Source organism: Streptomyces sp. NBC_00341 (assembly GCF_041435055.1).
In the GTDB taxonomy this organism is placed as follows: Bacteria; Actinomycetota; Actinomycetes; order Streptomycetales; family Streptomycetaceae; genus Streptomyces.
Genome location: NZ_CP108002.1, coordinates 5,354,165 through 5,372,234 on the forward strand (window position 1 = coordinate 5,354,165; position 18,070 = coordinate 5,372,234).

General features: G+C 69.7%; 21 protein-coding genes and 4 tRNA genes. 17 read left to right on the top strand and 8 right to left on the bottom strand.

What is annotated here, in order from left to right; translation table 11 throughout:
* Positions 1 to 16: 16 nt before the first annotated feature.
* The 3 genes from OG892_RS24130 to OG892_RS24140 form a co-directional block, all read right to left on the bottom strand.
* Positions 17 to 676: an alpha-ketoglutarate-dependent dioxygenase AlkB gene (locus tag OG892_RS24130; protein ID WP_073732709.1), complete on the bottom strand. Its 660-nt coding sequence runs from the start codon at positions 674 to 676 to the stop codon at positions 17 to 19.
* 1 nt (position 677) lies between these two features.
* Positions 678 to 1,190, bottom strand: coding sequence for a methylated-DNA--[protein]-cysteine S-methyltransferase (locus OG892_RS24135; protein WP_073732708.1), 513 nt, complete (start codon positions 1,188 to 1,190; stop codon positions 678 to 680).
* 150 nt (positions 1,191 to 1,340) lie between these two features.
* Positions 1,341 to 1,829 carry a YajQ family cyclic di-GMP-binding protein gene (locus tag OG892_RS24140; RefSeq protein ID WP_073732707.1) on the bottom strand — a complete coding sequence of 163 codons (489 nt, stop codon included), beginning with the start codon at positions 1,827 to 1,829 and terminating at the stop codon, positions 1,341 to 1,343.
* Positions 1,830 to 2,044: 215 nt separating this feature from the next.
* On the opposite strand from OG892_RS24140, the gene OG892_RS24145 reads away from it, so the two are divergent.
* Positions 2,045 to 2,126 (top strand) — tRNA-Tyr (locus OG892_RS24145).
* Between the two features lie 71 nt (positions 2,127 to 2,197).
* Positions 2,198 to 2,647 carry a DUF523 domain-containing protein gene (locus OG892_RS24150; RefSeq protein ID WP_328868384.1) on the top strand — a complete coding sequence of 150 codons (450 nt, stop codon included), beginning with the start codon at positions 2,198 to 2,200 and terminating at the stop codon, positions 2,645 to 2,647.
* A 30-nt stretch (positions 2,648 to 2,677) separates the two neighbouring features.
* Here the strand turns inward: OG892_RS24150 and OG892_RS24155 are convergent, their stop codons facing one another.
* Positions 2,678 to 3,334: an SDR family oxidoreductase gene (locus OG892_RS24155; protein WP_328865778.1), complete on the bottom strand. Its 657-nt coding sequence runs from the start codon at positions 3,332 to 3,334 to the stop codon at positions 2,678 to 2,680.
* Positions 3,335 to 3,370: 36 nt separating this feature from the next.
* The gene (locus OG892_RS24160; RefSeq protein ID WP_371630268.1) at positions 3,371 to 4,645 is read right to left on the bottom strand and encodes an amidohydrolase family protein; all 1,275 of its coding nucleotides are present in this window, start codon (positions 4,643 to 4,645) and stop codon (positions 3,371 to 3,373) included.
* Positions 4,646 to 4,947: 302 nt separating this feature from the next.
* On the opposite strand from OG892_RS24160, the gene OG892_RS24165 reads away from it, so the two are divergent.
* From OG892_RS24165 to OG892_RS24200, 8 genes are all read left to right on the top strand, one after another.
* A tRNA-Thr gene (locus OG892_RS24165) sits at positions 4,948 to 5,020 on the top strand.
* Between the two features lie 45 nt (positions 5,021 to 5,065).
* Positions 5,066 to 5,138 (top strand) — tRNA-Met (locus OG892_RS24170).
* A 90-nt stretch (positions 5,139 to 5,228) separates the two neighbouring features.
* Positions 5,229 to 5,393 carry a 50S ribosomal protein L33 gene (gene rpmG, locus OG892_RS24175; RefSeq protein WP_003956487.1) on the top strand — a complete coding sequence of 55 codons (165 nt, stop codon included), beginning with the start codon at positions 5,229 to 5,231 and terminating at the stop codon, positions 5,391 to 5,393.
* 110 nt (positions 5,394 to 5,503) lie between these two features.
* Positions 5,504 to 5,956: a MaoC family dehydratase N-terminal domain-containing protein gene (locus OG892_RS24180; RefSeq protein WP_073732704.1), complete on the top strand. Its 453-nt coding sequence runs from the start codon at positions 5,504 to 5,506 to the stop codon at positions 5,954 to 5,956.
* Entirely contained in the window at positions 5,956 to 6,384 is a 429-nt protein-coding gene (locus OG892_RS24185; RefSeq protein ID WP_073732703.1) for a MaoC family dehydratase, read from the top strand. Before OG892_RS24180 ends, OG892_RS24185 begins: the two co-directional genes overlap by 1 nt.
* A gap of 135 nt (positions 6,385 to 6,519) precedes the next feature.
* Entirely contained in the window at positions 6,520 to 7,068 is a 549-nt protein-coding gene (locus OG892_RS24190) for a TetR/AcrR family transcriptional regulator (protein WP_371631679.1), read from the top strand.
* Between the two features lie 134 nt (positions 7,069 to 7,202).
* Entirely contained in the window at positions 7,203 to 8,633 is a 1,431-nt protein-coding gene (locus OG892_RS24195) for a DHA2 family efflux MFS transporter permease subunit (RefSeq protein WP_371630269.1), read from the top strand.
* A gap of 70 nt (positions 8,634 to 8,703) precedes the next feature.
* Entirely contained in the window at positions 8,704 to 9,759 is a 1,056-nt protein-coding gene (locus OG892_RS24200) for a UDP-N-acetylmuramate dehydrogenase (protein ID WP_328865775.1), read from the top strand.
* Positions 9,760 to 9,780: 21 nt separating this feature from the next.
* Here OG892_RS24200 and OG892_RS24205 read toward each other — a convergent pair whose 3' ends face one another.
* Entirely contained in the window at positions 9,781 to 10,416 is a 636-nt protein-coding gene (locus OG892_RS24205; protein ID WP_371630270.1) for an NAD(P)-dependent oxidoreductase, read from the bottom strand.
* 87 nt (positions 10,417 to 10,503) lie between these two features.
* Between OG892_RS24205 and OG892_RS24210 the strand changes: the two genes are divergently transcribed.
* A complete protein-coding gene (locus tag OG892_RS24210; RefSeq protein ID WP_073733142.1) occupies positions 10,504 to 11,109 on the top strand; it encodes a TetR/AcrR family transcriptional regulator in 606 nt (201 codons plus the stop codon).
* Positions 11,110 to 11,128: 19 nt separating this feature from the next.
* Here the strand turns inward: OG892_RS24210 and OG892_RS24215 are convergent, their stop codons facing one another.
* On the bottom strand, positions 11,129 to 12,151 hold the full coding sequence (locus OG892_RS24215; protein WP_371630271.1) for an adenosine deaminase: 1,023 nt from the start codon (positions 12,149 to 12,151) through the stop codon (positions 11,129 to 11,131).
* Between the two features lie 246 nt (positions 12,152 to 12,397).
* Positions 12,398 to 13,624, bottom strand: a complete 1,227-nt coding sequence (locus OG892_RS24220; protein WP_073732697.1) for a pyridoxal phosphate-dependent aminotransferase — start codon at positions 13,622 to 13,624, stop codon at positions 12,398 to 12,400.
* A gap of 236 nt (positions 13,625 to 13,860) precedes the next feature.
* Between OG892_RS24220 and OG892_RS24225 the strand changes: the two genes are divergently transcribed.
* From OG892_RS24225 to OG892_RS24250, 6 genes are all read left to right on the top strand, one after another.
* Positions 13,861 to 13,933 (top strand) — tRNA-Trp (locus OG892_RS24225).
* Between the two features lie 106 nt (positions 13,934 to 14,039).
* Positions 14,040 to 14,327, top strand: coding sequence for a preprotein translocase subunit SecE (gene secE, locus OG892_RS24230; protein WP_073732696.1), 288 nt, complete (start codon positions 14,040 to 14,042; stop codon positions 14,325 to 14,327).
* Between the two features lie 73 nt (positions 14,328 to 14,400).
* The gene (gene nusG, locus OG892_RS24235) at positions 14,401 to 15,342 is read left to right on the top strand and encodes a transcription termination/antitermination protein NusG (RefSeq protein WP_371630272.1); all 942 of its coding nucleotides are present in this window, start codon (positions 14,401 to 14,403) and stop codon (positions 15,340 to 15,342) included.
* A gap of 188 nt (positions 15,343 to 15,530) precedes the next feature.
* Complete coding sequence (gene rplK, locus OG892_RS24240) at positions 15,531 to 15,965, top strand: 50S ribosomal protein L11 (RefSeq protein WP_024494105.1); 435 nt, start codon at positions 15,531 to 15,533, stop codon at positions 15,963 to 15,965.
* Positions 15,966 to 16,044: 79 nt separating this feature from the next.
* Entirely contained in the window at positions 16,045 to 16,767 is a 723-nt protein-coding gene (rplA, locus tag OG892_RS24245; protein ID WP_073732694.1) for a 50S ribosomal protein L1, read from the top strand.
* Positions 16,768 to 16,926: 159 nt separating this feature from the next.
* Positions 16,927 to 17,823 (top strand): hypothetical protein, encoded by an 897-nt coding sequence (locus OG892_RS24250; RefSeq protein ID WP_073732693.1) that lies wholly within the window; start codon positions 16,927 to 16,929, stop codon positions 17,821 to 17,823.
* Positions 17,824 to 18,070: the final 247 nt, after the last annotated feature.

Genomic DNA, 18,070 nt, shown 5'->3' on the forward strand with positions numbered 1-18,070 from the left:
CTGCCGTTGTCCGTCCTCAGACGCCCAACCCGGTCTCGCGAAGGGTCAGATTGAGCCGACCACCGCTCATGCCTGTCGCGGGACCGGCCGTCCCCGGGTGGATCCTCGGCACCCCGTGGAACGCGAAACGCGAAGGCCCGCCGAAGACGAACAGATCGCCCGAGGCCAACTCCACGTCGGTGTAGGGCCTTCCGCGGCCCTCCGTGTTGCCGAAGCGGAAGACGCAGCTGTCACCGATGCTCAGCGACACCACAGGCGCACCGGACCGCTCCTCCTTGTCCTGGTGCATGCCCATCCGCGCCGCGTCGTCGTAGAAGTTGATCAGTGCGGTGTCCGGCGCGTAGGCCCGTACCTGGCTCTCCTGCCCGTACGCCGCCACCAGCGCGGCCCGCCCCAACTCCCCGAGCCACTCCGGGAACGGGGCGACCGGTGCGCCGTTCACGTCGTCCGCCGTGCGCGTGTAGCGGTACGGCTGCCAGTGCCACCCCAGGCACACCGTCCGCACGGACATCACCCCGCCGCCCGGCAGCGCCGTGTGCCGCAACGGCACGGGCCCGCGAGCCCACTCCCGGCAGGCCGCCACCAACTCCCGCTGCCGCTCCTCGGAAAGCCATTCGGGAACATGCACCGCCCCGGGCGCGATCTCCGCCCGAGGCCGGGGAAAGAGCCCGGCCATATCAGCTCGCCGCCAGGGCGCCCTCAAGCCCCAGAAGCCGCTCCTTGCGCTCCAGGCCGCCCGCGTAGCCGCGCAGCGCCCCGTCGGCGCCGATCACCCGGTGGCACGGCCGTACGACCAGCACGGGGTTGCGCCCGATCGCCGTGCCCACGGCACGCACCCCCGCCCCGGAGGCGCCGACCCGCTCGGCGATCTGCCCGTACGACACCGTCTCCCCGTACGGGACCTCGTCCAGCGCGGCCCACACCCGGCGCTGGAACTCGGTGCCCAGGCCGTCCGCGAGGGCGATGTCGAAGCGGGTCCGCCGCCCCTCGAAGTACTCCCGCAGCTGCCCGGCGATCCCGGCGAAGGCCCCGGGCTCGCTGATCCAGCCGTCCTGGACGACCGCCGCGCCCTTCTGGCCCGGCAGGGAGAGCGAGACGAGCGCGACCCCGTCGCCGGCCGGTCCGGAGGCCTTCTCACCGACCAGCAGCAGCTCGCCCAGTGGGCTGTCGACCGTCGCGTACATGGTCATGACTCGTACCTCTTCTCGTCCGACGGACAGCGCGGTCATCGGCTGCCACGGACCAGTCTGCGTCGCCCGAACCGCCGGGACCGGCGGTATTCGGACATGACGTCCGGACGCGGAACCACCCATTCCGCCCCGCGTCCGGACCGCCGCTTCCTACCGGTAGTTCGCGAACTGCACGGCGAAGTCGAAGTCCTGGCCCTTGAGCAGCGCCTGAACGGCCTGCAGGTCGTCCCGGCTCTTCGAGCTGACCCGCAGCTCGTCACCCTGGACCAGGGCCTTGACGCCCTTGGGGCCCTCGTCACGAATGATCTTCGCGACCTTCTTGGCGTTCTCCTGGGAGATGCCCTCCTCGATGGTGGCGAAGAGCTTGTACTCCTTGCCGGACAGCTGGGGCTCGCCCACGTCCAGCGACTTCAGCGAGATGCCGCGCTTGATCAGCTTGGACTGGAAGATGTCGAGGATCGCCTTGACCCGCTCCTCGCCGCTCGCCTCCATGAGGATCTTCTCGCCCGACCAGGAGATCGAGGCGCCGGTGCCCTTGAAGTCGTATCGCTGCGAGATTTCCTTTGCGGCCTGGTTGAGGGCGTTGTCGACCTCCTGCCGCTCGACCTTCGAGACGATGTCGAAACTGGAGTCGGCCATGACGTGTGGCTCCTTGTATCGGGGGTGCTGGAAACGGAATGTCTACGGGGCGGCCGCGGGGCCCACTGGCACCACGCCGCCGACCAAAGCCTAGCCACCCCGGCCCGCGCGGGCCGCTGATCAATCCAGTGGCGTAGCACCCCTGGGCATCAGGTATCGTTTACGTCGTTGCCACAGAGCGCCGTCGCGAGACGGGCCCGACGGCAGCATCCCTTGGCGGTGTGCCCGAGTGGCCAAAGGGAGCAGACTGTAAATCTGCCGGCTCAGCCTACCCAGGTTCGAACCCTGGCGCCGCCACAAAGCAAGGCCCTCGTCCTCGGACGGGGGCCTTCTCTGTTGTGCCGGTCGCGAAGGGCGTAACCATGGAAATGGAACCCGTACTGGTCAGTGCCTGCCTGCTGGGCGTGCCCTGTCGCTTCGACGGCCGGGGCAAGGCCTCCGCCGAGCTCGCCGCGGCCATCGGTGACCGCAGGGCCGTGTCCTGCTGCCCCGAGGTCGCCGCCGGGCTGCCCACGCCCCGCCGCCCCGCCGAGATCGTCGGCGGCGACGGCCATGATGTGCTGGACGGCCGCGCACGCGTCGTGGACGACTCCGGGCACGATGTGACCGAGGCGTTCCTGGACGGCGCGCGGCGGGCCCTGGAGGCGGCGCGCGAGGCCGGTTGCACCGAGGCGTTGCTGATGGCCCGGAGCCCTTCGTGCGGGCGCGGCAGGGTTTATGACGGGACGTTCACCGGGGGGCTGCACGAGGGTGACGGGGTGACGGCGGCCCTGCTGGAGCGGCACGGCATCACCGTACGTCCGGCACCGGGCGGCTGACCGGGGCGGCCGGACCCCGGCGCCCCGCCGTCAGTTGCCCGCGATGTCCTTCACCGCGACCATCACCGGCACGTTGCCCGAGATGAGTTCCAGCGTCAGGCCCGCCGTCGCCGGGGTGTCCAGCAGCTCCATGAGCGCGGCCGCCACGTCGTCGCGCGGGACCGGGCCCCGGCCGGTCGACGCGGCGAGCAGCACCTGGCCGGTGCCGGCGTCGTTGGTCAGCATGCCGGGGCGCAGGATCGTCCAGTCGAGCGCCGTCCTGGAGCGCACGTACGCGTCCGCCGCGCCCTTGGCCCGCAGGTACGCGTCGAACACCTCGTCGCCGGGGTGGTCCGCGTCGGCGCCCATGGACGAGACGACGACGTAGCGCCGTACCCCCGCCCGTTCCGCCGCGTCCGCGAAGAGCACGGCGGCGCCGCGGTCCACCGTGTCCTTGCGGTCCGTGCCGCTGTTGGGGCCCGCACCGGCCGCGAAGACCACCGCGTCGGCCCCGCGGAGCACCTCCGCGGTCTCCTCCACGGTGGCCGATTCGAGGTCCAGGACCACCGGCTCCGCGCCGACGGCCCGCAGGTCGTCACGCTGTCCGGGATCGCGGATGATCCCCACCGCCTCGTCCCCGCGCGCAGCGAGCAGCCGCTCGAGCCGCAGCGCGATCTGACCATGTCCACCTGCGATGACAATGCGCATGCTCACGACCGTACGCCGCAGCGCGCCGCAGCGCGCTCAAGCCCCGCCGCCGCGACCGGAATCCGGCCGTCCCTGGCGGGGGAGTCCGGCGCCGCCCGGCTCGGAGTCGCAGTACTCGCGTACCGCGCTCGTCCGGGCCACCACCCGGCCGCGGTGCACCACGATCCGGCTGTAGGCCAGTGAGAGCACCCCGGTGAGCTGTTCGCCGCGCACGGCGAGCAGCTCGGCCGGGAAGCCCGCCTCGATCCGCACCTCCGGCAGCCCCATCGCCCCTCTGGCCTCCGCGGACACGGCCTCGTAGGCGTGCTCGGCGCTCAGCCCGCTCTGCGAGGCCAGCAGGAAGGCGGCCTCCAGCGGGTCGCCGCGTCCCACCGGGTTGGCGAGGTCCCGCAGCGCCCCGCTGCCCGCCGCGACCCGGACCCCGGCGGCGCGCAGCAGCCGTACCGGGGCGGTACCCCGGCGCTCCGCCCCGCAGCAGCCTCCCTGGGGCAGGCAGATGACCGTCACACGGGACGCGGCGAGCTGGTCCGCGGCACGGGCCGCGGCCTCCCTGGGAAGCCGGGAGAGGCCCGCGCAGGGGCCGACGGCGACCCCTTGGCGCAGTCCGCCGGCCATGGTGGCGAGCCGGGCCAGCCGGGCCGGGTCGTCACTGTCCGTGTGCAGATCGACGGGGCAGCCGTGTTCGGCGGCGATCTCCAGTACGGCTTCCGCGTACCCCGTCGGGTCCGGATCCAGGTCGGGGCAGCCGCCGACCGCCCCGGCGCCCATCTTCACCGCGTCGCGGAGCATGGCCAGGCCGTCGGCGCCCGCGATGCCGGTGAGCAGCCGGGGGACGGCGACCGCGGTCAGATCGGCGAGCCCGCGCAGCGACCGGCGTGCCTGGAGGACGGCTTCGAGGGCGGCGAGGCCCTGTACGTCGCCGATCCGCACGTGCGAGCGCAGCGCGGTCGCGCCGTGCCCGAGTTGCAGCAACGCGGCCTCTGTGGCGCGCCGCTGGACGTCCTCGGGGAGCTGCGAGGCCGGTCCGGGGGCGCCGGAAACGGCGTCGTCGGCGGTGAGCGCGGTGTCGCTGTGGGCGTGCGGCTCGGCGGGCGCCGGCAGCAGGAGGTAACCGCGCAGATTGATGCGCGCGCCGGACGCGGGGAGGCTGCCGGCGGTGCCGACGGCCTCGATCCGGCTGCCGCCGAGCCGTACGTCCACGATGCGGCCGTCGGTGAGACGGGCGCCGCAGAGCGTCAGTGCCGTGCTCTCCCGGCTGTCGGACGCGTCGGCGGCGTGGTCGTCCGGCGGCCGCGGCCTGCTGTCGGGCATCGCGCTCCAGGGAAGGGGACAGGATTACGCAGAGTGAGACGAGCCTAGGGGTGTGATGTACCGGGATCGAGGAGGAGCTGAATAGTCGTACCGGTGGCCGTCCGCAGGGGCGTGCGCAGGGGCGTGCGGGACGAGTGGGCACGTGTGGGGCGGGAGATGGTCCGGGGGCTGCTGAACCGCTGATCAAGTGCCGGACGAGCGGCTGATCAAGGGTTCGGAGCGGCGCCGGTCAACGGCTTTGGATGGGGCTTCGAAACGGATTTGGGCGATCGGCGACCGAGCGTGTAATGTCTTCATCGCTCGCCCCAATAGCTCAGTCGGTAGAGCGTCTCCATGGTAAGGAGAAGGTCTGCGGTTCGATTCCGCATTGGGGCTCTGGTGATCGGGAAACCCCGCTTCGGCGGGGAGACTCATCATCAAAGCGGTGTAGCTCAGTCGGTAGAGCAAGCGGCTCATAATCGCTGTGTCACCGGTTCAAGTCCGGTCACCGCTACTAACAGTAGCCGATTGTGGGGTCGGTCCTCCGATCGGCTACTCTTTTTTTTGCGTTCATCCGTCCACCGTCCGTCCAAGGAGCACTCACGTGGCTGCCACCGACGTCCGCCCGAAGATCACGCTGGCCTGCGTGGAGTGCAAGGAGCGGAACTACATCACCAAGAAGAACCGGCGTAACAACCCGGACCGTCTTGAGATGAAGAAGCATTGCCCGCGCTGCAACTCGCACACTGCGCACCGCGAAACGCGCTGAATCAGGCTCGTACACGAGGCCGTCCCCGTTGGGGGCGGCCTCGTGTCGTTGTACGAAGCTGTACTCCGAGACTTCGGCCCATTCGTCTTTCATCAGGAGGTTGCGAGCCCATGGCGCTCGATCAGTCCTTCGTGGGGCGGACCTACCCGCCCACCACGCCGTACGAGGTCGGCCGGGAGAAGATCCGGGAGTTCGCCGAAGCGGTCGGCGACGCCAATCCCGCGTACCTGGATCCCGATGCGGCCAGGACACTCGGTCACATTGATGTGATCGCGCCGCCCACGTTCGTGTTCTCGATCACCTTCAAGGCCGCCGGGCAGGTCGTGCAGGACCCGCAGCTGGGCCTGGACTACAGCCGCGTGGTCCATGGCGACCAACGGTTCGTGTACGTCCGCCCGGTGCGGGCGGGGGACCGGCTGACGGTCACGTCGACCATCGAGACGGTCAAGTCCATGGCCGGCAACGACATCCTGGACGTCCGTGGCGAGGTCCACGACGAGTCCGGCGAGCTGGTCGTGACGGCGTGGACGAAGCTGGTGGCGCGCGCCGCCGAGGAGGCGTGATGACGGCGAAGGTGACTTACGACTCTGTCGAGGTCGGTACGGAGCTGCCGGCGCGGTCCTTCCCGGTCACCCGGGCGACGCTGGTGCAGTACGCGGGTGCCTCCGGCGACTTCAACCCGATCCACTGGAACGAGAAGTTCGCCCGCGAGGTCGGACTGCCGGACGTGATCGCGCACGGCATGTTCACCATGGCCGAGGCGATCCAGGTGGTCACGGACTGGACCGGCGATCCCGGTGCGGTCGTCGAGTACGGGGTCCGGTTCACCAAGCCGGTCGTCGTGCCCAACGACGACAAGGGCGCCCTGATCGAGGTCAGCGCCAAGGTGGCCGCCCTGCTGGACGACAAGCGGGTACGGGTCGACCTGACGGTGATGAGCGACGACAAGAAGGTGCTGGGCATGTCCCGCGCCGTGGTCCAGCTCGCCTGACTCCGTAGTAGAGGTGTGGCGTAAGGGGTGTGGCCCAGGGGCCGCGCCCCTTACGCGTGGGGCCCGGGTAAGGCTGGGGCCGCGTATCGATTGACTAAGTTAGTGATTGAGTACTAACTTACCTGTATGGCAAGGATGAGTGCGGACGAGCGGCGCGAAAGCGCCATCCGCGCGGCGATCACCGAGTTCGCCCGCGGCGGGTACAACGGCACGTCCACCGAGGTGATCGCCAGACGGGTGGGCGTCTCGCAGCCGTACCTCTTCCGCCTCTTCCCCAACAAGCAGGCGATGTTCCTGGCCGCCGCAGAGCGGTGCATCGCGGACACCCGCCGGGTCTTCGCGGACGCGGCCGAAGGGCTCGAAGGTGAAGAGGCTCTGCATGCCATGTCCGAGGCCTACCAGCGCCTGATCGTGCACGACCCCGACCGGCTGCTGATGCAGATGCAGATGTACGCGGCCGTCGCGGCGGCCGAGGCCGCCGGGGACCACGAGTTCGGCGAGTCGCTGCGGGCCGGCTGGCTGCGGATGTTCGACGACATCGCTCTCGTGCCCGGTGCCGATGCAGACGAGGCGACCGCGTTTCTCGCGTACGGCATGCTCATCAACACCCTGACCTCGCTCGGCTATCCGGCGGGTCACCGGGTCTGGTCCGGGTTCCGGGACCCGGCCACGCAGGACGCCTGAACCAGGGCCCGGTCGCGCCGGGCGCCTGAACCAGGACCCGGTCGCGCCGGGCGCCTGAACGGGGCGTCCCGGGTGCGGCCCGTTTTTCTGTCCAGAGAAGTTAGTCATCAATAACTAACCCACAGGGGGAAACAGTGGAACAGCACGTGCAGGGCCGCCGGGGAGCGGTCTGGGCCCTCGTCATCACCAGCATCGCGGGCTTCATGGCGGCCCTCGACAACCTCGTCGTCACCACCGCCCTGCCGTCCATCCGCGAGAGCCTCGGCGGCGAGCTGGGGGAGCTCGAATGGACGGTGAACGCGTACACCCTCACCTTCGCCGTCCTGCTGATGCTCGGCGCCTCCCTGGGGGACCGGTTCGGCCGGCGCCGGCTCTTCGTCATCGGGCTCACCGTCTTCACCGGCGCCTCCGCCGCGGCCGCCCTCTCGCCCGGGATCAACGAACTGATCGCCTTCCGCGCGGTCCAGGGCGTCGGCGCGGCGATCATGATGCCGCTGACGCTCACCCTGCTCACGGCCGCCGTGCCGCCCGCCCGCCGCGGCGTGGCGCTGGGCATCTTCAGCGCCGTGACCGGACTGGCCGTGGCCAGTGGGCCACTGGTCGGCGGCAGCCTCACCGAACACCTCTCCTGGCAGTGGATCTTCTGGCTGAACGTGCCGATCGGCCTGATCCTGCTGCCGCTCGCCCGGCTGCGCCTGGCCGAGTCGTACGCCCCGGACTCCCGGCTCGACATCCCCGGCACCCTGCTGGTCAGCGGCGGGCTCTTCGGGATCGTCTACGGACTGGTGAACGCCAACTCCGAGGGCTGGAGCGATCCCGTCGTCCTCACCTCACTCATCGCCGGTACCGCGCTCATAGGCGCGTTCATCGGCCACGGATTCCGCGCCGAGAACCCGATGCTGCCGATGCGGCTCTTCCGGAGCCGGGCGTTCTTCGGGATCAACATGGCCGGCCTGCTGATGTTCCTCGGGATGTTCGGTTCGATCTTCCTGCTCAGCCAGTACTTCCAGGGGGTGATGGGCTACTCGCCCGCGGAGGCCGGTCTGCGGATGCTGCCCTGGACCGGAATGCCGATGCTGGTGGCTCCCGTCGCCGGGATGCTCGCCGACCGGTTCGGCGGCCGCCCGGTGGTCGCGACCGGACTCGCCGTCCAGGCCGTCGGCCTCGGCCTGTTCGCCATGTCTCTGGCGCCCGACGCCTCCTACGCCTCTCAGCTGCCCGGACTGATCGTCGGCGGCGTCGGCATGGCCCTGTACTTCGCACCCGCCGCCAGCCTGGTGATGTCCAGCGTCCGCCCGGCCGAACAGGGCATCGCCTCCGGCGCCAGCAACGCGCTGCGCGAGGTCGGCGGAGCGCTCGGGGTCGCCGTGCTCGCCACGGTCTTCTCCTCGCAGGGCGGTTACGACTCCGCGCGGACCTTCACGGACGGGACCGTCCTCGCGGTCTGGCTCGGCGCGGGAGTGGTGGCCCTCGCCGCCCTCGTCGCCCTGATGATCCCGGGCCGTCGCGGCACTCCGGCGCCGGAGGCGGGCCGGCCCGGGGAGCGGGTCCCGGTGGCCGCCTGAGGGGATGTCACGCGCGTACGGTCCGCGGTCCCGCCCGGGTGGCGGGGGAGCGGACCGTACTCTTGTCCCCGTGCAGGAACTCCACGACGCCCCCCTCGCCCCCCTGACCACCTTCCGGCTCGGCGGCCCCGCCACCCGCCTGATCACCGCGACGACCGACGCCGAAGTGGTCGACGCCGTACGCGCGGCCGACGACAGCGGCACCCCGCTCCTGATCATCGGCGGCGGCAGCAATCTGGTCATCGGCGACAAGGGCTTCGACGGCACCGCCCTGCGCATCGCCACCAAGGGATTCGTGCTGGACGGCGCGACCCTCGAACTGGCCGCCGGAGAGATCTGGACGGACGCCGTCGCCCGCAGCGTGGAGGCCGGTCTCGCCGGCCTCGAATGCCTGGCCGGAATCCCCGGCTCCGCCGGAGCGACACCGATCCAGAACGTCGGGGCGTACGGGCAGGAGGTGTCGTCCACCATCACGGAGGTCGTCGCCTACGACCGGCACAGCCATGAAACGGTCACCATTCCGAACAGCGAGTGCGACTTCTCGTACCGGCACAGCCGTTTCAAGGCCGAACCCGACCGTTTCGTGGTGCTGCGTGTCCGCTTCGGGCTGGAAGAGGCGGGTGGCCTCTCCGCGCCCCTGAAGTACCCCGAGACGGCCCGCGCCATGGGTGTCGCCGAGGGCGAGCGCGTGCCCGCCGCCGCGGCACGTGAGACCGTGCTCCGGCTCCGGGCCGGCAAGGGCATGGTGCTCGACCCCGAGGACCACGACACCTGGTCGGCCGGCTCGTTCTTCACCAACCCGATCCTGGACCGGGAGCAGTTCGAGGCGTTCCTCGCCCGAGTGGCCGACCGGCTCGGACCCGAGGTCTCGCCCCCCGCCTTCCCCGCGGGCGAGGGACAGACCAAGACATCGGCGGCCTGGCTCATCGACCGGGCCGGATTCACCAAGGGGTACGGCACCGGCCCGGCCCGGATCTCCACCAAGCACACGCTCGCCCTCACCAACCGGGGCGCCGCGAGCACCGAGGACCTGCTGGCCCTCGCCCGTGAGGTGGTCGCCGGGGTCCACGAGGTCTTCGGCGTCACGCTGGTCAACGAGCCGGTGACCGTGGGCGTGACCCTGTAGGGCCTGTCGGCGGGCCCTCGCTCAGTACGCCACTCCCACGCCCTGCTTCACCGCCGCCGGGTCGTCGGTCAGCGCGAGCATCGCGTGCGCCACGTCGGCCCGGGAGATGGACCGGCCGCTGCGCGGGTTGCTGCCGATGACCGTCCGGTACGTACCCGTCAGCGGGCCGTTGGTGAGCTTCGGGGGCCGCACGGACGTCCATTCCGTCGCGGAGGCCGCCAGAGCTGCCTCCATGGCGGTGAGGTCCGCGTAGACCTCCTTGAGGATCGCGCCGATCGCCCCGAGCATCATCCGGTCGATCAGCGGGTCGTCCGCCGGCTTCGGCGCGACCGGGGCCGCGCTCACCACGAGCAGCCGCCGCGTCCCCTCGGCCTCCATCGCCGCCAGCACGGCGCGGGTCAGCCGCTCCGCGACCCCTCCTGCCTTCCGGCCCCGCGAACCCAGACCGGAGAGGACCGCGTCACGGCCCGCGACCGCCTCGCGCAGCGCCTCCGGGTCGTCCACCCGGGCCACCGGGTGAACCGTCAGGCCGGAGAGCGGCACCGACAGGCGCGCGGGGTCCCGCACCACCGCCGTCACCTCGTGCCCCGCAGCCACCGCCTGACGGACGATCTCCTGGCCGATACCGCCTGTCGCGCCGAACACTGTGAGCTTCATGGCGCACCCTCCTTGGGTGGGTAAGTATTCACTCACCTCTAGAGTGAGTGAGTACTTACCCGTCCGTCAAGCTTCGTTGGAGTGCACATGGAGCAGAAGCCGGCCCGCGCCCGCATCATCGACGCCGCTCACCGGCTGATGCTCACCATCGGTCTGACCCGCGCCACCACCAAGGAGATCGCCAAGGCGGCAGGCTGCTCGGAGGCCGCGCTCTACAAGCACTTCCCGAGCAAGGAAGAGCTCTTCGTGGTGGTCCTGAAGGAGCGGCTGCCCAAGGTCGACGGCATCCTGAAGCGGCTGATAGCCGACCCGGGTGAGGGGGAGCGGACCGTCGAGCGGAATCTCACCGAGATCGCCCGCGAGGGCGCCCTCTTCTACGAGCAGAGCTTCCCGATCGCGGCGTCCCTGTACGCGGACCCGAGGCTCAAGGACCGGCACAACGCGGCGATGCGGGAACTCGGTACCGGCCCCCACGTGCCGATCCACAACGTGGACGCCTATCTGCGCGCCGAACAGTCCGCGGGCCGGATCCGGGCCGACGCCGACACGTACGCGGCCGCGTCCATGCTGATGGGGGCCTGCGCCCAGCGGGCGTTCGCCTACGACGCCACGGAGACGGGCAGGTCGCCGCAGCCACTCGACGCCTTCGCCGCCTCCGTCGCCCGGACCCTGCTGAGCGGGCTCACCGACTGACGCGGGCGGGCCGCGGGCGTCAGTCGACCGGCCCCGCCAGCCAGTCGTCCACGCCCGCCAGCAGCTCGGCCCGCACAGACTCCGGCGCCGCGGAACCCCGTACCGACTGACGCGCCAGCTCCGCCAGCTCCTCGTCGGTGAACGCGTGATGGCGGCGTACGAGGTCGTACTGCGCGGCCAGCCGGGAGCCGAAGAGCAGCGGGTCGTCCGCGCCGAGCGCCATCGGCACCCCGGCCTCGAACAGGGTGCGCAGGGGTACGTCGGAGGGCTTCTCGTAGACGCCGAGCGCCACGTTCGAGGCCGGGCACACCTCGCAGGTCACCCCGCGCTCCGCCAGCCTGCGCAGCAGCCGCGGGTCCTCCGCGGCCCGCACCCCGTGCCCGACCCGGGACGCGTCCAGATCGTCCAGGCAGTCGCGGACGCTGGAGGGGCCCGACAGCTCACCGCCGTGCGGGGCCGCCAGCAGGCCGCCCTCCCTGGCGATCGCGAAGGCCCGGTCGAAGTCGCGGGCCATGCCGCGCCGCTCGTCGTTGGAGAGCCCGAACCCGACGACGCCCCGGTCGGCGTAGCGCACCGCGAGCCGGGCCAGGGTCCTGGCGTCCAGCGGATGCTTCATCCGGTTCGCCGCGATGACCACCCGGATCGGCAGCCCGGTCTCCCGCGACGCGCTGTCCACCGCGTCCAGGATGATCTCGATCGCCGGAATGAGCCCGCCGAGCAGCGGCGCGTACGAGGTGGGGTCGACCTGGATCTCCAGCCAGCCGGAGCCGTCCGCCACGTCCTCCTGGGCGGCCTCGCGCACCAGCCGCTGGATGTCCTCGGGTGAGCGCAGACAGGACCTGGCGGCGTCGTAGAGCCGCTGGAAACGGAACCAGCCGCGCTCGTCCGTCGCGCGCAGCCGGGGAGGCTCACCGCTGGTCAGCGCCTCGGGCAGCCGTACGCCGTACTTGTCGGCGAGTTCGAGCAGCGTCGTGGGCCGCATCGACCCGGTGAAATGCAGGTGCAGGTGGGCCTTGGGCAACAGCCGTACATCACGATCCATGCGGGAACACCTTCTGTAGCTGTTACGCTCCGCTCTGTGCCGAAGGGCGTCGGGCAGGGCTTGTCCGTCATGCGGCCCATCGTCGGCCAAATGAGAAGCCCCCTGACAGCAGGGGGAGGAGTCACTCCAAGATCCTGCCGCAAGGATCTCGGCCCAGGCAGCCGGATTCATCGAACGAGCGCCTGCCTGAACGCATAAGCGGGTCCCCGGCCGAGCCGGGGACCCGCTTATGCGCAGCATGGAGCGTCAGGCCTTGGCCTCGCCCAGCAGCTTCTGGAGCCGCGACACGCCCTCGACGAGGTCCTCGTCGCCCAGCGCGTAGGAGAGACGCAGGTAGCCCGGCGTGCCGAAGGCCTCGCCCGGTACGACCGCGACCTCCGCCTCGTCCAGGATCAGCGCCGCCAGCTCCACCGAGGTGGCCGGGCGCTTGCCGCGGATCTCCTTGCCGAGCAGCTCCTTCACCGACGGGTACGCGTAGAACGCGCCCTCGGGCTCCGGGCACAGCACGCCGTCGATCTCGTTGAGCATCCGCACGATGGTGTGCCGGCGCCGGTCGAAGGCGGTGCGCATCTCCGCGACCGCGTCCAGGTTCCCCGAGACGGCGGCCAGCGCGGCGATCTGGGCCACGTTGGAGACGTTGGACGTGGCGTGCGACTGCAGGTTGGTCGCGGCCTTCACGACGTCCTTGGGGCCGACGATCCAGCCCACGCGCCAGCCGGTCATCGCGTACGTCTTGGCGACGCCGTTGACCACGATGCACTTGTCGCGCAGCTCGGGCACGATCGCCGGCAGCGAGGTGAACGTCGCGTCGCCGTAGACCAGGTGCTCGTAGATCTCGTCGGTCAGCACCCACAGGCCGTGCTCGACGGCCCAGCGGCCGATCGCCTCGGCGTCGGCCTCGCTGTAGACCGCGCCGGTCGGGTTCGACGGGGAGACGAACAGGACGACCTTCGTACGCTCGGTACGGGCCGCCTCCAGCTGCTCCACGGAGACCCGGTAACCGGTGGTCTCGTCGGCGACGACCTCCACCGGGACACCGCCCGCGAGGCGGATCGACTCGGGGTAGGTGGTCCAGTAGGGAGCCGGGACGATGACCTCGTCGCCCGGGTCGAGGATCGCGGCGAAGGCCTGGTAGATGGCCTGCTTGCCGCCGTTGGTGACCAGGATCTGGGAGGCGTCGACCTCGTAGCCGGAGTCGCGCAGCGTCTTCTCCGCGATGGCGGCCTTGAGCTCGGGGAGCCCGCCGGCCGGGGTGTAGCGGTGGTACTTCGGGTTGCGGCAGGCCTCGACCGCGGCGTCGACGATGTAGCCGGGGGTCGGGAAGTCGGGCTCACCGGCACCGAAGCCGATCACCGGACGGCCGGCGGCCTTGAGGGCCTTGGCCTTGGCGTCGACGGCGAGGGTGGCGGACTCGGAGATTGCACCGACGCGGGCGGAGACCCGGCGCTCGGAGGGAGGAGTAGCAGCGCTCATGCCCCCCATGCTCCCAGACGGTATTCCTTGTCGGCACAGGGGTTTCAGTGACCGGACACCACGTGGACAGCATGCGGACAGGGAAGCGGACAGCATCGGACAGGAGCGGTCGGAAGCTTTCTGTTCGACGCCAGGCCGCTGAGCACGTACACTCACCTGTCGTTGGCCTTCACCAGCCGCACCGTTCCTGCACCCGGGGCATCCCGGAGCATGCGGTAGGTTGGTGGAAACCACAAAGGGTCGTAGCTCAATTGGTAGAGCACTGGTCTCCAAAACCAGCGGTTGGGGGTTCAAGTCCCTCCGGCCCTGCTACACACTCCTTCGCCAGGATGTGTGCGCATGTACGTACTTCAATGCATCGCCGTGCGGCTCCACCGGGCGCGGCACGGCCATGACCCGGAATCAGGTGAGAAGCGTGACGGACGCCGTGGGCTCCATCGACATGCCTGATGCCGAGGATGAAGTCCCCGAGTCGAAGAAGAAGACCCGGAAGGGCGGAAAGCGCGGCAAGAAGGGCCCTCTGGGCCGTCTCGCGCTCTTCTACCGCCAGATCGTCGCCGAGCTCCGCAAGGTTGTCTGGCCGACTCGCAACCAGCTGACGACATACACCTCCGTGGTGATTGTGTTCGTCGTCGTCATGATCGGTCTCGTTACCGTGATTGACTTCGGTTTCCAGCGGGTCATCAAGTACGTCTTCGGCTGATCCCGCGGAGGGCGCCTCATGGGCGCCCCTTTCGCATGTTCCACCCATTTGTATCCAGGAAGAAGCAGCCACCGTGTCTGACCCGAACCTGAACGACGCCGTCGAGCCGACGGCGGGCGCCTTCGAGTCCGCCGAGGACGAGCTCGACATCGTCGAGGCGGCGGACGCTGTGGAGCCGGACCAGGCTGAAGCTGCCGACGCCGCCGCGGGCGAGCCCGCCGAGCAGGCCGCAGTGAACCCCGAGCCCGCCGACGAGGCCGCGGCTACCGATGACGCCGAGGTCGAGGCCGAGATCGAGGAAGCCGCGGACGAGGCCGCCGAGGCGGACGCGTCCGACGACGAGGCCGAGGAAGCCGCGGACGAGGCCGACGAGGAAGAGGCCGAGCCGGCCGCCCCCGTCGACACCGTCACGGCCCTGCGCGAGGAACTGCGCACCCTGCCGGGCGAGTGGTACGTCATCCACACGTACGCCGGGTACGAGAAGCGTGTGAAGGCCAACCTGGAGCAGCGCGCCGTCTCGCTGAACGTGGAGGAGTTCATCTATCAGGCCGAGGTGCCTGAGGAGGAAATCGTCCAGATCAAGAACGGCGAGCGCAAGAACGTCCGGCAGAACAAGCTCCCGGGATACGTCCTGGTGCGCATGGACCTGACGAACGAGTCCTGGGGCGTCGTCCGCAACACTCCCGGTGTCACCGGCTTCGTGGGCAACGCCTACGACCCGTACCCGCTGACCCTGGACGAGATCGTCAAGATGCTGGCGCCGGAGGCCGAGGAGAAGGCCGCCCGTGAGGCCGCGGAGGCCGAGGGCAAGCCGGCCCCGTCCCGCAAGGTCGAGGTCCAGGTGCTGGACTTCGAGGTGGGCGACTCCGTCACCGTCACCGACGGCCCGTTCGCGACGCTGCAGGCGACGATCAACGAGATCAACGCGGACTCGAAGAAGGTCAAGGGTCTCGTCGAGATCTTCGGCCGCGAGACGCCGGTCGAGCTCAGCTTCGACCAGATCCAGAAGAACTAGCACCACCCGAGCAGGCGACTGCCAGCTTCTGGACACATGCCTACCAAGCAGGTCAGACCGGCTGTCAAAGCCTGTCTGACCTGCTTGGTTTTTGGTCGCGCAGCTATACCCGTTATCGTTGTGCGGTATGCCTGCATCCGGATGACCGGATGACGGCGAAAACTCTCACTAGGACCCGGAGAGAGCACATGCCTCCCAAGAAGAAGAAGGTCACGGGGCTTATCAAGCTCCAGATCAACGCCGGTGCGGCCAACCCGGCCCCGCCGGTCGGCCCCGCACTGGGTCAGCACGGCGTCAACATCATGGAGTTCTGCAAGGCCTACAACGCCGCGACCGAGTCGCAGCGTGGCATGGTCGTGCCGGTGGAGATCACGGTCTACGACGACCGCTCCTTCACCTTCATCACCAAGACTCCGCCGGCCGCCAAGCTGATCCTCAAGGCCGCGGGTGTGGACAAGGGCTCCGGCGAGCCGCACAAGACCAAGGTTGCCAAGCTGACGGCCGCCCAGGTCCGCGAGATCGCCACGACGAAGCTCCCCGACCTGAACGCCAATGACCTCGACGCCGCGTCGAAGATCATCGCCGGCACCGCCCGTTCCATGGGCATCACGGTCGAAGGCTGATTCAGCCCCACCCCCTCAGTGGTAGGACCAAGCGCTGGTCCGCACCACGACTCCACACTCTGAAACCACAGGAGTAGAAGTGAAGCGCAGCAAGAACCTCCGCGCTGCGGACGCCAAGATCGACCGGGCGCGTAACTACGCCCCGCTCGAGGCCGTTCGTATCGCCAAGGACACCGCCTCCACGAAGTTCGACAGCACCGTCGAGGTCGCGTTTGCCCTGGGTGTTGACCCTCGCAAGGCCGACCAGATGGTCCGTGGCACCGTGAACCTCCCGCACGGCACCGGCAAGACCGCCCGGGTCCTGGTCTTCGCGACCGGTGACCGTGCTGCGGCCGCGGAAGCCGCGGGCGCCGACATCGTCGGCGCCGACGAGCTCATCGACGAGGTGGCGAAGGGCCGTCTGGACTTCGACGCCGTCGTCGCGACCCCGGACCTCATGGGCAAGGTCGGCCGCCTCGGCCGCGTGCTCGGTCCGCGTGGTCTGATGCCGAACCCGAAGACCGGCACCGTCACCCCCGATGTCGTGAAGGCTGTCAACGACATCAAGGGCGGCAAGATCGAGTTCCGCGTCGACAAGCACTCGAACCTGCACTTCATCATCGGCAAGTCCTCGTTCGACGAGACCAAGCTGGTGGAGAACTACGCAGCGGCGCTGGACGAGATCCTCCGTCTGAAGCCGTCCGCCGCCAAGGGCCGCTACATCAAGAAGGCCACCCTGGCCACCACGATGGGCCCCGGCATCCCGCTGGACTCCAACCGCACCCGTAACCTCCTCGTCGAGGAGGACCCGGCCTCCGTCTGAGCCTGAAGCGCTCGTACGACCGCCGTGTCACGTGTGACATTGACGGGCCCCGCAACCTTTCGAGGTGCGGGGCCCGTCCTCGTATATACGTACTGAAGGCTGTCGGTGCCGTGCGTTAGCGTGAGGTGACCGAGAGCCGACAAAGGGGTGGGAGCGGATATGAGGACGAGTACCGTACGACGCGTGGGTCTGTCTGTGGCGGTGGCGGCGGCGCTGACGTCGGTCGCGGCCTGCGGCGGATCGGACAAGGGCGGGAGCGACGGCGCCGCGGTGTCGAAGGCCCAGCCGATCGCCGCGCTGCTCGCGGTCCAGAAGAAGACCGGCGGGGCGAACTCGGCCAAGGTCGAGGGCACCACCTCGATGGGCAGCACGATGTCCATGAAGCAGACCGGATCCCTCGACTGGTCCGACGGCATCAGCGGCGTCATGGAGATCAAGTACACCGGCGGCTCCATGGCGGACGCCATGAAGCAGATCGGTGGCGGCGGCACGATGCAGGCGCGCTACTTCAAGGACGGCTACGCGGCCAACATGGGCGACGCCTTCGCCCAGCAGACCGGCGGCAAGCACTGGATCAACTACAGCTACGACGACCTCGCGGAGCTCTCCGGGGCCTCGGGCGAGGTGATGAAGGACCAGATGCAGAACACCACCCCCGACCAGGGGGTGAAGGCGCTGCTGGCCTCGGGCGACGTGAAGAAGGTCGGCCAGGAGGATGTCCGCGGCGTGACCGCCACGCACTACTCCGGCACGGTCGACGTCGCCGAGCTGACCACCAAGAACTCCGAGCTGGACGCCGACCAGCTCGCCGCGTTCAAGAAGCAGCTGAGCGACGCCGGGGTCTCCACGGAGAAGGTCGACATCTGGGTCGACAAGGACGACCTGCTGGTGAAGAAGACCGAGCGCGGCCAGATGAAGACGGGCGAGCTGAACTCCACGGTGTTCTACAGCGACTACGGCACCAAGGTGTCGGTCGAGCGGCCGCCGGCCTCCGACAGTGTCGACTTCAAGGAGCTCCTGAAGCAGCAGCAGGGCGCGTCCGGCAGCGCGTCCTAAACCTCCCGGACCACCCGATCCGGGACGGATTTGCTCGGCGCGGCTCCGGTCGCGTACTCTTCTGCAGAAGCCAAAGACCGCTGGTCGTTGCTGCTTTCCCGTAAGGGGGACAGCAACCGAAGGATCCGTTGAGCACGGACGACCTGCGCAGGTGACTGTGGAAAGCTCCCGGACTTCGTGCGGTCGAGCTACGCCCTGGCACCTGTGCCGGGGCGTTTCGTCTTTTCCGGCCCCTTCTGAGCGGTCC